Raw genomic sequence first — 13,965 nt, forward strand, 5'->3', positions numbered from 1 at the left:
GCCACGATGACCGGACGCAGGGCGACTCGTCGGGCTGAGGGGGGCCGACAACGCTTCCTTCGTGTGCGCGCCATCTTGGCCGGAGGCCTGGTTCTCGGTGTTGGGTGCACATTCACGCTCGCTGCCTGGAACGATTCAGAGTTCGCGGCGGGAACGTTCACGGCCAGCTCGTTCCAGCTCGAATCCTCCGTCAATTCAGGAGGCGCATGGCTGGCGCACCCCACTTCGGGATCTGGCGCCACCATGGCGTTCAATGCGGCAGGAATGTCACCAAGCACCGTCAACTACGCTCCCATCTGGATCCGGACTACGGCGGGATCGCTTTCCGGGACTTTGACTCTCCAGGGAGCCAGCAACGACAACGCCGCCTTGGCCGCTGCCTTGGCCTATCGCGTGGTCCGGTACTCGTCCGGAACGTGCGACTCGAGCCAGTTCACGGCGGGTGCCAGCTACCTCGTCGGTACCTCGGCATCGAAGGTGCCACTGACGACGTCCGGCGCCGCAACAGCGGTGGCCGCGAACTCGCTGAGCCCTACGCAGCTGTGCTTTGAGATCACCATGCTTGCCTCGGCGGACAATTCCCTGCAGGGGACCAACGTGACGGCAACGTGGGAAATCAGGGGGGCGTCGGACTCGTGACTGTGGTGCTGAAGCGGGCCGCGTCCCGACCACGGGGAGCCAGCGACCGCCGGCGCCTCGGCGACGCCGTGCGCGAGACGTTGCTTAACCTCGCGGCGGTCGGCGGCGCGATCTGCATACTCCTGACCTTGGCGGCAGTGTTTTTCCACATCACGCTCATCATGTTCAAGACCGGCTCGATGTCTCCGACTATCCCTGCTGGATCGCTCGCGGTGGTGCGGGAGGTCCCGGTGTCGGAGGTCCGGATCGGAGACATTGTGACCGTGGACCGGCCGGGGCAGTTGCCCGTCACCCACCGGGTCACATCCTCCCGGATGATCGACGGCACCACCGCCGTCCTCACGCTCAAAGGCGACGCCAACCGGGTGGAGGATCCCGCACCGTACACCGTCTCCAAAGTCCGCACGGTGCTCTATTCGGTGCCGGGTATTGCCTACCTCGTTGCGGGAGCATCGAACCCCTGGGTGCTCGGCGGCACCACGCTTGCCGTCTCCGCCTTGGTGACCTGGGCGCTGTGGCCCCGGCAGGAGAGCGCCCGTCCGGAGAGAGACCAGCGGGCGCGGCACAAGGCGAGGGCATGACCGGCTACCTAAGCCGCCGGGGTCACGCGGCAACAGCCACCTTGGTATCGCTGAGTCTGCTGGGCGCCGCTCCGGCGTCTGCCGCCGCAGACGGGCCGGACCTGATCCTGACGCACGGCGGCAACAATCCGCCTACCGTCCTTGCGCCCGGATCGACCAACAGGTGGAGTATCGGGGTGACCACCAGGGCAGTGACGCTGCGCGATTTGAGGCTGCGGCTGCTTGCGGAGGGCGCGCTCGCGCAGTTTGACGCTTCCGACCCGGCGGCGCGACTAGTCACGGTGAGCGTCCGAAGCTGCGCCACCGCCTGGACGGCCGAGGCCTGCCGGTCCGGCGAAAAGACCGTCATCCCGGCGACGACCCTTTCCGCTTTGGGCGGCACAACCAGTCTTGCGAACCCCGACGGCGGAATCCCTGCCGGCGTCGAACTGCTGCTTGAGGTGGCGCTTTCGCCGTCGGCGGGCAACAGCGCGCAGGGCCTTTCAGCCACAATTACCGCACGGGTTGATGCCGCGGGAGAGCCCGTGTCGGCGCTGGACATCCCCGCTGCCGGCCTCCCTGACACAGGATTCCGCCTCGGCATCTTTGCGCTTCTGGGCCTTGGTGCCGTCCTGGTGGGGGCTGTCGCGTCGAGGTTCGCCGGCGCCCGTGCCGTCGCCACCGCCGATCGAATCGTGCCCGCCCGTGATCCGGGTGGGGATCGATGCTAAGACCCCCGACGCCGCGCAGGCTAAGGTCGCTGCTCGCGGTGGCCGTGGTCGCGTCCGCTCTCTTGGTGGTCCCGGATGGAACCGGGACGACGGACGCGAGCTGGACCGCCTCCGAATTCGGCTCCGGAACACTGAAAGCGTTCAAGGTTCCGGCGCCCGTCATGATCAGCCCGTGCACTCTCAGCACGGGCTTTGCCGGGGCCGACCCCGTGATTACTGTTAACTGGCAGTTCCCCGCGGGAACCGGGTATGTGGCACCCGCCAACGTCAATTACTACGTAGCCAGCGGCGGGTTGCTTTCAAACCTGACTCCCGTGACCGTTGGAAGCAGCCTGGCCACCACGGGCCCAGTAAATGGGATATATACGACGCAGTTCAAGTCAGGCATCCTGAGCGGACTGCTCGGCGGATCCTACGGCGTCTATCTGCAGACGAAGGACGGCTCGGGGTGGGTCTCCACCCTGGCCACGGCAAACGCGTCCATGGGCCTGGCCGGCATCAACCCGGTATGTACTGTGCAGTAGTCGCAACCGTAGTCGCAACCGCTACGCGCTTGAGTGCGACTCGCAACACGGGGTTCCCGAAAGAACCATGTATTTCCCCGGGAGCTTCCGGAATTGCCTGTTCATGTACGCCTAGAGGGAACTTTTGCCCATCACTGTGCGTGAATCACTCCGAACGGTGTAAAGCTAGAAACTGACGCAGCACCACACGCGCGCAGAAGCTGCGCCGTGCAGCACTACCAGGAGGGACGGGGCGGAGCCCCCGAACAGATGAAAGCTAAGAGTTTCTTCAAGGGCCCGGGCATCTGGATTGTTGTCGTAGTCGGCTTGCTCCTGGTGGCATTTGCAACCCTTGCCCCCGGCGGATCCACGCGCATCGACACCGACAAGGGCCTCGCGGTCCTCGCCCAGAGCGGCAAGGTGGACCAGGCAAAGATCTACGACGCCGAGAACCGCGTCGACCTGACGCTGAAAGACAACCTCGTCATCGATGGCCAGGACAAGGGCAAGAACGTCCAGTTCTTCTACGTCACCGCACGGGCCGGGGACGTCGTCAAGGCCGTCACCAACGCCCAACCGTCCGGTGGCTTCACGGACCAGCCGGTCGAGAACAACTGGTTCTCCGGACTGTTCTCCCTCCTCGTCCCCGTGCTCCTTCTCGGTGTGCTTTTCTGGTTCCTGCTCTCGCGCATGCAAGGCGGCGGTTCCAAGGTGATGCAGTTCGGCAAGTCGAAGGCCAAGTTGGTCAACAAGGACATGCCGCAGGTCACCTTCGCGGACGTCGCCGGAGCGGATGAAGCCGTCGAGGAACTCCAGGAAATCAAGGAATTCCTCGCAGAACCGGCAAAGTTCCAAGCGGTTGGCGCAAAGATTCCCAAGGGCGTGCTGCTCTACGGCCCTCCCGGTACCGGCAAGACGCTCCTGGCCCGCGCCGTCGCAGGCGAGGCCGGCGTCCCGTTCTTCTCGATCTCGGGCTCGGACTTCGTCGAAATGTTCGTCGGCGTCGGTGCTTCCCGCGTCCGCGACCTTTTCGAACAGGCCAAGTCCAACGCGCCCGCCATCATCTTCGTTGACGAAATCGACGCCGTCGGCCGTCACCGTGGCGCCGGTATTGGCGGCGGCAACGACGAGCGCGAACAGACCCTCAACCAGCTCCTGGTCGAAATGGACGGCTTTGACGTCAAGACCAACGTCATCCTGATCGCGGCAACCAACCGTCCGGACGTCCTGGACCCTGCCCTGCTCCGTCCTGGCCGCTTCGACCGCCAGATCACCGTGGAAGCACCGGACCTTATTGGTCGCGAACAGATCCTGCAGGTCCACGCCAAGGGCAAGCCGATGGCCCATGGGGTCGACCTAAAGGCCGTCGCGAAGAAGACTCCTGGTTACACCGGCGCTGACCTTGCCAACGTGCTCAACGAGGCCGCCCTCCTGACTGCCAGGTCCAACGCCAACCTGATTGACGACCGCGCCCTGGACGAGGCAATCGACCGCGTCATGGCCGGTCCGCAGAAGCGCAGCCGCGTCATGAAGGAAATGGAGCGGAAGATCACGGCCTACCACGAGGGTGGCCACGCCCTGGTGGCGGCAGCACTGCGCAATTCCGCCCCTGTCACGAAGATCACCATCCTGCCCCGCGGCCGCGCCCTTGGCTACACCATGGTTGTCCCGGAGGACGACAAGTACTCGATCACGCGCAACGAACTCCTGGACCAGATGGCCTACGCCATGGGTGGCCGCGTTGCGGAGGAAATCGTCTTCCACGACCCCTCCACGGGAGCCTCGAACGATATCGAAAAGGCCACCGGAACGGCCCGGAAGATGGTCACCCAATTCGGCATGAGCGAACGCATCGGCGCCGTGAAGCTTGGCGCAGGCGGCGGCGAGCCGTTCCTGGGCCGGGACATGGCCCAGGAACGGAACTACTCGGACTCGGTGGCGTACATCGTTGACGAGGAAGTGCGCCGCCTGATCGATCAGGCCCACGATGAGGCCTATGCGATCCTGACCGAGAACCGCGACGTCCTGGACCAGTTGGCCCTGGAACTGCTGGAGCGCGAAACGCTGAATCAGGCCGAGATCGCCCACATCTTCCGCGACATCCGCAAGCGCGACTTCCGCGAGGTCTGGCTGTCCAAGGAGTCCCGTCCGGTCCAGACCATCCCGCCGGTGGAAACCCGCGCGGAGAAGGCAGAGCGCGAAGCACGGGAACAAGCCAAGGCAGCCCGCCTTGACGAGCCCCTCGACGCCCAGCCCCCGCACCCGCAGGGAGTCAGCAGCCAGGAGTCATTCACCGGCCAAGGACCTGACGCGGGCACCGACGTTTCGCATCAAGGCTAAGCTTTCTGCTGTGACTCACATCGACGACGACGACTTCAGCGGTGCCGCCAGTGATGCAATCGGCGGCACCTCCGGGGGGACGCCAGACGGACACGGCCACGGGCACCACTCATATAAGGTCGACCGCCCCCGCATTGAGGCGGCCGTCCGCGAGATCCTCATTGCCGTGGGGGAGGACCCTGACCGTGGCGGACTCCTGGATACGCCAAAGCGGGTTGCCAAGGCTTACGCCGAGGTGTTCGCGGGCCTGCACCAGGATCCTGAGCATGTCCTCTCCACCACGTTCGACCTCGACCACGAGGAACTCGTGCTGGTCAAGGACATCCCGTTCTATTCCACGTGCGAGCACCATTTGGTACCGTTCCACGGCGTCGCGCACGTTGGATACATTCCTTCCCACGACGGCAAAGTGACGGGACTGAGCAAGCTGGCCCGACTAGTGGACATTTATGCCCGCAGGCCCCAGGTCCAGGAACGCCTGACCACCCAGATCGTCGAAGCGCTTGTTACCCACCTCAAGCCGCGGGGCGCGATCGTCGTCGTCGAATGCGAACACATGTGCATGTCCATGCGTGGCATCCGCAAGCCCGGCGCCAAGACCGTCACCAGCGCAGTGCGCGGGCAACTTCATGACCCGGCCACCCGTGCCGAAGCCATGAGCCTCATACTCGGAAGGTAACAAGACCATGGATTCCCTCGCAGCAGCACCAGGAACGGGCCCGGCTACCAGCCCGTTGCCCATTCTCCGCAAACCCCGTCCAGCCGCGCGCTTCGCGGACCTGCCGGCCGACCGCACGCTTGTCATGGGAATTCTGAACGTCACGCCGGATTCATTCAGCGACGGCGGCAAGCACCCCACGGCCGATACCGCCATCGCGCACGGCTTGCGCATGTTGTACGCCGGAGCGGACATCATCGACGTCGGCGGCGAATCGACCCGCCCGGGTGCCGAACCCGTCTCCCCGGAAGAGGAACAACGCCGGGTCCTGCCGGTGATTCAGGCACTCGTGAAGGCCGGGGCGCTCGTCAGTATCGACACGACGCACGCATCGACGGCGGCGGCGGCCGTGGAAGCCGGTGCCGCAATCATCAACGACGTCTCAGGTTTGAGCATGGAACCTGAGATGGCCGAACTCGTTGCACGCACGAAGGTGCCCTACGTCCTGACCCATCGCCGGGGCGACGCCGAGACCATGAGCAGCCTTGCCGACTACGAAAATGTCGTGGAGGAAGTCATCGAGGAGCTCAAGGGCGTCCGCGACAAGCTCTACGCGGCAGGCGTCACACCTGAACAAATCATCGTGGATCCGGGCCTGGGCTTTTCCAAGGACGAGGAGCAGAACTGGCAACTTCTCAAGCACATCGGCAGGCTGGATGAACTTGGGCACAAGGTCTTGATCGGCGCTTCCCGCAAGCGGTTCCTTGGGACGCTCCTGACCGTGGCCGGCAAGGCCGCGGCACCACAGGAGCGGGACCACGCCACAGCTGCCATCACGGCGATCAGCGCCGCGAATGGCGCCTGGGCCGTGCGCGTACACGACGTCGGCCCCAGCCTTGACGCCGTCAAGGTTGCGGCGCGCATCAGACACTAAGCTTCGTGAACAGAGGGGGAGGGACCGGTTTGGACAAGATCACACTGACCGGCGTGACCGCCGTCGGGCATCACGGCGTCTTCGACTTCGAGCGGCGGGACGGACAGCCGTTCGTCGTCGACGCAGTGCTGCACACCGATTTCAGCAAGGCCGCGGAAACGGATGACCTGCAGTTCACCGCACACTACGGTGAAGTGGCCGAATTCATCACATCCCTCATTTCGGGCGAGCCATTCAACCTGATCGAAGCCCTCGCAGTGCGGATCGCCGAGGGGATCCTGGCTGGCTTCAACGTCGCCGCCGTCGATGTCACAATCCACAAACCCAAGGCTCCCATCGAGGTGCCCTTCGGTGACGTCGCTGTCAGTGTCCACAGGGAGCGTGCATGAGCTCCCGTTTCACAAAAGCCATCCTGGCCCTCGGCAGCAACCTGGGGGAGCGGAACGACACCCTGTCCACCGCCGTTGCCGACCTCGTTGACCGGCCTGAAATCCGCCTGCTCGGAGTCTCTCCCGTGGTGCAGAGCAAAGCTGTGGGCGGGCCCGTGGGGCAACCGGATTTCCTCAACATGGTGATCGCCATCGAGACCACCCTTGCGCCACTTGACCTCTTGCAGCACTGCCACGACGTCGAACAGTTGCACCACCGGGTACGGGAGGTCCGCTGGGGGCCCCGCACTTTGGACGTGGACATCATTGTCTATGGCGATCTCACAAGCGACGAGGAAACCCTGACCCTGCCGCATCCGCGGGCCGCCGAGCGGGCCTTCGTGCTCTATCCGTGGGCCCTTCTGGACCCCGCGGCGCGGCTCAACGGTGAGAGCGTCGCCGAACTGGCCACCCGGGCAGAGGACTTTCCCGGACTTCGGCCTTTCGACGGCTTCGACGGATCCGGCAGCGTCGCTGCCGCGGGAGCGGTGGAATAGCCCATGAAGGCCATGCGTCCGCTCTTGTTGGCGATCATCGCCGTCGTCCTTGCGGCAATCGGCTGGCTGGCCACTGTGCTCACTACGCGCTACAGCATGGCGACGCCGGTGCTTCCTCCTTCCGCGCTGGTAACCATGGGCTTTATCGCCGTGCTCACGCTGATCATGGGCATCCGCGTCCTGCGCTGGCGCAACGGCAAGAAGAAGGCCATGCTCAACCCGATCCTGGCCGCGCGAACCTTGGTCCTCGCCCAGGCCTGCGCCTATGCGGGAACCGTGCTGCTGGGCTGGCATGTTGGAATCGCGATTGAGCAACTCCGGCTTTGGAATTTCCGCAGCGACCAAGGCATCTTGTGGCTCGCGCTCATCATGGGCGGCGGCGGGGTCATCATGACCATCGTGGGCTTCGTCGTGGAGCGGTTCTGCCGGATCCCTCCGGAAGACTTGGAAGGCGGCCCCGGTGTCGGGGATTCACGCCGTGGCGAGGCCAAGGGCGAAGGCGAATATGCATACCGCGGCGATTGATCCTCCGGGCATCCAGTGGCTGCGCCTTTCGCCGAAATACGTGTCGGTGCGGCTCGTGGAGTGGGCCATCGGCAACGTGATCACGATCGGCCTGTTCAGCCTGCCCTTGCTCTTCGTGGAACTGGGTTGGTGGAAGTGGCCACCGCTATGGCTGGCCGTCGCCCTTCCCGCGGCCTTTTTGCTGCTTGCCCTTTGGCGGCTCGTATTGATCCCGAGGCAAGTGAGGGCCATCGGCTACGCGGAACGCGACGACGATCTTTTGGTCCGCCGCGGCATCTTCTTCCAGCGGACCATGGTGGTTCCCTATGGTCGGATGCAGTTCGTCGACGTAACGGTCGGACCCGTCGAACGGCTCCTGGGCTTGTGCACCGTCAAACTCCACACCGCATCGGCTGGAACCAACGCCCGCCTTCCCGGACTTCCCGCCGCTGAAGGCGCACGGCTGCGCGAGCAGCTTTCGGCCCGCGGCGAAGCGAGGCTGGCAGGGCTGTGACCCAGGAACGGACCGTGGTCGACGGCGACTGGCACCGCGTCCATCCGGCGTCGCCGTTCGTGCGGGGCTGGGTGGCCCTCGCTGCGATCGTCTACTTCTTTGGCCGCGACACCTTCGAGCGGACGCTCCAGGGCCGCGGAACCATCGGCGACAACCTCAACGAGCGCACCCTGTGGCTGCTTGCCGGGGGCGGCGTCTTCCTGTTGCTGGCCTTGGGCTCCTTTGTCCTTAGCTGGTATTTCACCCGATACCAGCTCGCCGAGGGGTATGTCAGGGTCAACACCGGGTTTTTGTTCAAACAGCAGCGCCAGGCGCGGCTCGACCGGGTCCAGGCCATCGACATCGTGCAGCCCCTCCTTGCCCGTATTTTCGGGCTCGCGGAGTTGAAATTCGAGGTGGCCGACGCCGGCCACTCGGCCGTGCGGCTCTCTTACCTGAGGCTTGAGCAAGCCAAGCAGCTCCGTGCCACCATACTGGGCAGGGCCGCCGGCATTGCTGACGGGAGCGAAACGGTCCAAGTGCCCGAGGCACCCGAGCAGGTAGTGCTCTACGTGCCGCCGGGAAGGCTTGTCGGGTCCCTGATCCTGAGCGAGCAGAGCTTCTTCATTGTGCTCAGCGCCATCGCGTCGGTGCTGGTGTCAGTGCTGACCGAGTCCCGAGCCTTCATCCTGTACTTGATTCCGGCAATCCTCGGCTTGGGAACGGCCTACTGGCGCTCGTTCAACACGGGCTACAACTTTACGGCGGCAATCTCCCCTGACGGCATCCGCTTGCGCTACGGACTCCTGGATACCCGGGCCCAGACCGTGCCTCCCGGGCGTATCCAGGCCCTCAAGGTCACGCAGCCGCCGCTGTGGCGCCTTCTCGGCTGGTATCGGATCCACGTGAACGTTGCCGGTTACGGCGAACACCACCGCAGCGAAGGCGAGCACCGGACCATGCTGCTTCCCGTCGGCCGGAAGCCCGAGGTGATGGTGATGCTCTCGCTCGTCCTGCCCGACCCCGGTACGGCCGACCCTGAGCGCGTGTTCACGGCCGGGCTGACCGGCCTGGATTCCGGCGCCGGCTTCGTCACCACCCCCAAGCGTGCCTGGATCCTTTCTCCGTTGGGCTGGCGACGCAACGGCTTCCTTTCAACGGATACGGCCCTGCTGCTGCGCTCCGGACGTTTGTGGCGGAAGCTGGTGATGGTCCCGCATCAGCGAACCCAGTCCATCGCACTCCACCAAGGTCCCTTGGCCCGGCTCTTCGGGGTGGCCGACCTTGTGTTGCATACGACTCCAGGTCCGGTGGCGCCCCGGCTCATCCAAGCCGCCGCCGGGGAAGCACTCGGCTTGTTCGACCAGCAGGCGGCCCGGGCCCGGGAAGCCCGCAAACTGCAGAACCTGGCACAGGACAATTCCGAGCAATGGCTCCCGCAGCGACGGACAGCGCCAGTGCCTGCGCCGACAACCACGCATCCCATGCAACACGCATCGACCCAGGAGGAACCCGACCATGGCTAGGCCAGGACGTCTCGGCGTAGGAATCATCGGCGCCGGCAAGGTGGGGGCCGTGTTGGGTGCGGCCCTGCGCGCGGCCGAGCACGCCGTCGTCGGGGTTTCCGCCGTATCCGAGGCGAGCCGGGAGCGGGCGGAGACGCTGCTGCCGGGTGTCCCGGTCCTCGAAATCCAGGAAATCGTGGAGCGGTCCGAATTGGTGCTCGTCGCTGTTCCGGATGATGCCCTCGGCGAACTCGTGGCAGGACTCGCCAAACTGGGAGCATGGCAGCCCGGCCAACTCGTGGCGCACACGTCCGGCCGCTTCGGCGTCGGAATACTGAAGCCGGTCCGCGCGGCAGGTGCCATTCCGCTTGCGCTGCACCCCGCCATGACGTTTACGGGCATGAGCCTGGACCTGACCCGGCTCATGGACTGCACCTTCGGGGTTACCGCCGACGCCGCGATGTTGCCCATCGCCCAAGCCCTCGTTGTGGAAATGGGTGCCGAGCCGGTGGCCATTGCCGAGGCCGATCGCACGCTTTACCACGCAGCGCTCGCGCACAGTTCAAACCATTTGGTCACCCTCGTGGCCCAGTCATCCCAGCTGCTTCGGGACATCGGCGTCGACGCACCAGAGCGCATGCTCGGCCCCTTGCTCCGCGCCACCTTGGAGAACGCGCTGGCCTCCGGCGAGTCCGCGCTGACCGGGCCCGTGGCCCGCGGAGATGTGGGGACCGTCGCCGCCCATTCGGAGGCCCTCAAAGAGTACGACGGCGGTGCCGGCGGCGATGTCCTCGCGGCGTACCAGGCCATGGCACGCGCCACGGCCCGCCGGGCAGTCAATCGCGGACTGCTCAAGCAGGGCCAGTTGGGCGACATCAACAACGCCTTGGACGGCCCAGGTACGCCGGACAACGGTGAAGACCGTCCAGGCGACGACACTGCCGGGGCGCAGGAAGGAAACTGAGAATGACCATCAAACTTGTGACCACCGCAGCGGAACTGCGGGCCGAAAGTGCGCGGTTGCTCGCGGAAAAGCGCGGCAGCTCGCTAGGCCTTGTCCCCACGATGGGAGCGCTGCACACCGGCCACGCGGCGTTGGCCCGGACCGCCGTCGAGCAGAACGACGTCGTGGTGGCCTCCATATTCGTGAATCCCCTGCAGTTCGGCGAGGCCGCGGATCTCGAGCGCTACCCCCGCACGCTTGATGCGGATATGGCTCTCTTGGACGCGGAGGGCGTGGATCTCGTCTTCGCACCGTCCGTTGACGAGGTATACCCCGGTGGGGAGCCCTTGGTCCGGGTGACCTCGGGACCGTTGGGCGAGAAATGGGAGGGCGCGTCGCGTCCTGGCCACTTTGACGGCGCCCTCACAGTGGTCGCCAAACTGCTGCACTACGGGCTGCCCGGCGGTCCAGCCGTCGACGGCGGTGCTGCCGCGTACCGCGCGTATTTCGGTCAGAAGGATGCCCAGCAGTTGGCCCTCGTGAAGCGCATGGTGGCCGATCTCAGCTTCCCCGTGGACATCGTGGCCGTGCCTACCGTGCGCGATGAGGAGGGCCTGGCGCTTTCCAGCCGGAACCGTTTCCTTTCCGAAGAAGAGCGAGAAGCAGCCCTGGTGCTGTCCCGCGCCCTCCGCCTTCTTGAGTCCCGCGCCTTGGCGAACGAGCCGCTCGAGCTGGACTCCGCCGTCGCGCTCGTTGAATCGCAACCCCTCGTGAAGCTGGACTACTTCGACGTCGTCGACCCCCGCACACTGGAACCGCTCGCCGAAAACTGCAAGGAAACTCCGTTCCGGGGTGAAGGCCTTGCCATCATTGCGGCGAAGGTCGGCCCTGTGCGGTTGATCGACAACGTGCCGCTGAGTTCCTGAGCACTCTTAACTTTCGGATTCCCGCACGCAAACGTTTGGATTAAGCTGCTGACGGGAATGCGGCGGAGGCTTAGACTGTTGGAGTCTTCACCGGTGTCGAGCGCCGGACACTATCGCACCCAAAGCCGAGGGATCCTCATGTCTACCGACGTCACATCAGGCGCGACCGGTGGCCCCGTACCGGAAACGGGGACACAACAATCCAGCGACAGGATGTCGCGGGAGTCTGTCACCGTCATCGTCACTCTACTCGTGGCCACCTTCGTGGTGATCCTCAACGAGACCATCATGAACGTCGCGTTGCAGCGGCTCATGACGGACCTCAACGTCGACGCACCCACAGTCCAGTGGCTCTCCACTGGATTCATGCTGACCATGGCGGTGGTCATCCCCACCACCGGCTTCATCCTCCAGAGACTCACCACTCGAGCGGCGTTCCTCCTGGCAATCGGACTGTTCAGCAGCGGCACGCTGCTCGCCGCGCTAGCCCCGGGTTTCGGAGTGCTCCTGTTGGCGCGCATCGTCCAAGCGGGCGGCACTGCGATCATGCTCCCGCTGCTGATGACAACCATCTTGACCTTGGTTCCCCTGTCCCGCCGAGGTGCGGTAATGGGTAACGTGACCATCGCGATTTCGGTTGCGCCAGCCTTGGGCCCCACGGTTTCCGGCATCATCCTTGACCATTTCTCGTGGCGATTCATGTTCGTCTTCGTGCTGCCGGTGGCCCTGTTGGCCATGGGCCTCGGTGCAAGGTTCCTCACCAACGTCGGCGAGCGAGGCAGCGTGCGGCTCGACTTCCTCTCGGTGGTCCTGACCGTTCCTGCCTTCGGCGGGTTGGTCTATGGATTGAGCCAGATCGGCGGCCACGGCGGAGTCGCTGCCGCGCCGATCGCTGCGCTGGTGATCGGTGTCCTGTGCATGGCGGCGTTCGTCTTCCGCCAGCTCAGCTTGCAGAAGTCCGACGCACCCTTGCTGGACCTCAGGGCATTCAACTTCCGCATGTTCACGGTGTCGGTCCTGCTCATGGTGGTCGCCATGATGGCCCTGTTCGGCGGAGTGATCCTCCTGCCGCTCTACCTGCAGAACGTCCTCCACCTGCAGCCGATGGAGACCGGCCTGGCGCTTCTTCCCGGGGGCTTGGCGATGGGGCTCCTCGGCCCGGTTGTCGGCAGGTTGTTCGACAAGATCGGTCCGCTCCCGCTGACTGTGACAGGTTCAATCCTGCTGGTGCTCACACTGTGGCAGTTCTCGATGCTCAACGCGGATAGTCCCCTGTGGTGGGTCGTGGTCCTTTACGCAGTACTTAGCCTGGGACTCGCGTTGCTGTTCACGCCGGCGTTCACCACAGGCCTCAACCCGCTTCCGCCCCACCTCTATTCGCATGGCTCGGCCATCATGAGCACGCTTCAGCAGGTGGCGGGGGCCGCAGGGACCGCACTCCTGGTTTCGATCTTCGCCGTCGTGGCTGCCGGGTCCGGCTTTGTTGCCGGGATGCAGGCCGCGTTCCTGACAGCCACTTTGATTGCAGTGGTTGCCGTAGTGCTGTCCACCATGATGCGCAAGACCGAGGGGGCAGCCGGGCACTAGCCCGCTTGCGGTTGCTCGTTCGGTTGTGTTTCCTGGCTGGTCGCTTGCTTGGGCGGGGGCGTGTGACCTGGCCGGGGGCGTGTGACTTGGCCGGGGGCGTGTGACGCACGGCATGTTTCTGGCTTGTGCCCGAAAGGCCTCCATTCTGGCGGGGATTGAGGCCGAAACCGCCGTGTTGTAGAGGGTTTTGGACTACGGGATGGTGGTGTCGGCGTGATTTGCGTGGGGTGTTGGGGGTGTGTAGAGTAGTTCGAGTCGCCGCCGCTGAAGCGGAAAGATAGCGACCGACCCCCTTTCAAATGGAAACCAATTTTCTTGGTTCGCTTTGGTGTGTTCCGGTGTGGTTTCCGGGGTCGTGGACGGTGTTTGTCCGGTGTGGTTCCTGGTTTCGGGAGTTGTGCGGGGCGGGCGGGTCTGGTAAGTTTGGAAAGTTGCTCCGGAGCGAGTCTGGCCTTGTGGTTGGGTGGTGCCGGGTGTGTCTGTTGTTTGAGAACTCAATAGTGTGCCAAGTTTGTTGATACCGATTTTTTTGTTGAATTGGTTGAATTTTTGCTGGATTGCTGCGCACCCCCGTGTGTGGTGGTCTGGTTTTCAGCTGGTTTCAGATTTTGCAGTCGTCTTTTGCCGTTATTTCCGGTGGGGATGGTTGTGTTCGTTTTTGTTTTTACTTCAACGGAGAGTTTGATCCTGGCTCAGGATGAACGCTGGCGGCGTGCT

16 protein-coding genes are annotated in these 13,965 nt (G+C 64.5%); all 16 read left to right on the plus strand.

Features of this window, described 5'->3' with window-relative positions:
- The first annotated feature begins 63 nt into the window (after window positions 1-63).
- Window positions 64-639: a SipW-dependent-type signal peptide-containing protein gene (locus J2S96_RS07060; protein ID WP_306861258.1), complete on the plus strand. Its 576-nt coding sequence runs from the start codon at window positions 64-66 to the stop codon at window positions 637-639.
- Entirely contained in the window at window positions 609-1,220 is a 612-nt protein-coding gene (locus J2S96_RS07065; protein WP_306861260.1) for a signal peptidase I, read from the plus strand. The genes J2S96_RS07060 and J2S96_RS07065 overlap by 31 nt, the downstream gene beginning before the upstream one ends.
- On the plus strand, window positions 1,217-1,930 hold the full coding sequence (locus J2S96_RS07070; RefSeq protein ID WP_306861262.1) for a hypothetical protein: 714 nt from the start codon (window positions 1,217-1,219) through the stop codon (window positions 1,928-1,930). Before J2S96_RS07065 ends, J2S96_RS07070 begins: the two co-directional genes overlap by 4 nt.
- Window positions 1,924-2,454, plus strand: coding sequence for a hypothetical protein (locus J2S96_RS07075; RefSeq protein ID WP_306861264.1), 531 nt, complete (start codon window positions 1,924-1,926; stop codon window positions 2,452-2,454). Before J2S96_RS07070 ends, J2S96_RS07075 begins: the two co-directional genes overlap by 7 nt.
- A gap of 249 nt (window positions 2,455-2,703) precedes the next feature.
- On the plus strand, window positions 2,704-4,773 hold the full coding sequence (gene ftsH, locus J2S96_RS07080) for an ATP-dependent zinc metalloprotease FtsH (protein ID WP_306861266.1): 2,070 nt from the start codon (window positions 2,704-2,706) through the stop codon (window positions 4,771-4,773).
- Window positions 4,774-4,831: 58 nt separating this feature from the next.
- Entirely contained in the window at window positions 4,832-5,452 is a 621-nt protein-coding gene (gene folE / locus J2S96_RS07085; protein WP_306861317.1) for a GTP cyclohydrolase I FolE, read from the plus strand.
- 7 nt (window positions 5,453-5,459) lie between these two features.
- Window positions 5,460-6,365, plus strand: coding sequence for a dihydropteroate synthase (gene folP / locus J2S96_RS07090; RefSeq protein ID WP_306861268.1), 906 nt, complete (start codon window positions 5,460-5,462; stop codon window positions 6,363-6,365).
- Between the two features lie 29 nt (window positions 6,366-6,394).
- The gene (folB, locus tag J2S96_RS07095) at window positions 6,395-6,754 is read left to right on the plus strand and encodes a dihydroneopterin aldolase (protein WP_306861270.1); all 360 of its coding nucleotides are present in this window, start codon (window positions 6,395-6,397) and stop codon (window positions 6,752-6,754) included.
- On the plus strand, window positions 6,751-7,290 hold the full coding sequence (gene folK, locus J2S96_RS07100) for a 2-amino-4-hydroxy-6-hydroxymethyldihydropteridine diphosphokinase (RefSeq protein ID WP_306861272.1): 540 nt from the start codon (window positions 6,751-6,753) through the stop codon (window positions 7,288-7,290). Before folB ends, folK begins: the two co-directional genes overlap by 4 nt.
- A gap of 3 nt (window positions 7,291-7,293) precedes the next feature.
- Window positions 7,294-7,815, plus strand: a complete 522-nt coding sequence (locus J2S96_RS07105; protein WP_306861274.1) for a DUF3180 domain-containing protein — start codon at window positions 7,294-7,296, stop codon at window positions 7,813-7,815.
- Window positions 7,796-8,308: a PH domain-containing protein gene (locus J2S96_RS07110; RefSeq protein WP_306861276.1), complete on the plus strand. Its 513-nt coding sequence runs from the start codon at window positions 7,796-7,798 to the stop codon at window positions 8,306-8,308. The genes J2S96_RS07105 and J2S96_RS07110 overlap by 20 nt, the downstream gene beginning before the upstream one ends.
- On the plus strand, window positions 8,305-9,813 hold the full coding sequence (locus J2S96_RS07115; protein WP_306861278.1) for a PH domain-containing protein: 1,509 nt from the start codon (window positions 8,305-8,307) through the stop codon (window positions 9,811-9,813). The genes J2S96_RS07110 and J2S96_RS07115 overlap by 4 nt, the downstream gene beginning before the upstream one ends.
- Window positions 9,806-10,756, plus strand: a complete 951-nt coding sequence (locus tag J2S96_RS07120) for a Rossmann-like and DUF2520 domain-containing protein (protein WP_306861280.1) — start codon at window positions 9,806-9,808, stop codon at window positions 10,754-10,756. Before J2S96_RS07115 ends, J2S96_RS07120 begins: the two co-directional genes overlap by 8 nt.
- 2 nt (window positions 10,757-10,758) lie before the next feature.
- Window positions 10,759-11,661 carry a pantoate--beta-alanine ligase gene (panC, locus tag J2S96_RS07125; RefSeq protein ID WP_306861282.1) on the plus strand — a complete coding sequence of 301 codons (903 nt, stop codon included), beginning with the start codon at window positions 10,759-10,761 and terminating at the stop codon, window positions 11,659-11,661.
- Between the two features lie 138 nt (window positions 11,662-11,799).
- Window positions 11,800-13,248 (plus strand): DHA2 family efflux MFS transporter permease subunit, encoded by a 1,449-nt coding sequence (locus tag J2S96_RS07130; protein WP_306861284.1) that lies wholly within the window; start codon window positions 11,800-11,802, stop codon window positions 13,246-13,248.
- 537 nt (window positions 13,249-13,785) lie between these two features.
- A partial coding sequence (locus J2S96_RS07135; RefSeq protein WP_306861286.1) for a hypothetical protein occupies window positions 13,786-13,965 on the plus strand: 180 nt, incomplete at its 3' end.

The sequence above is a fragment of the Arthrobacter bambusae genome (assembly GCF_030812595.1).
Classification (GTDB): Bacteria; Actinomycetota; Actinomycetes; order Actinomycetales; family Micrococcaceae; genus Arthrobacter; species Arthrobacter bambusae_B.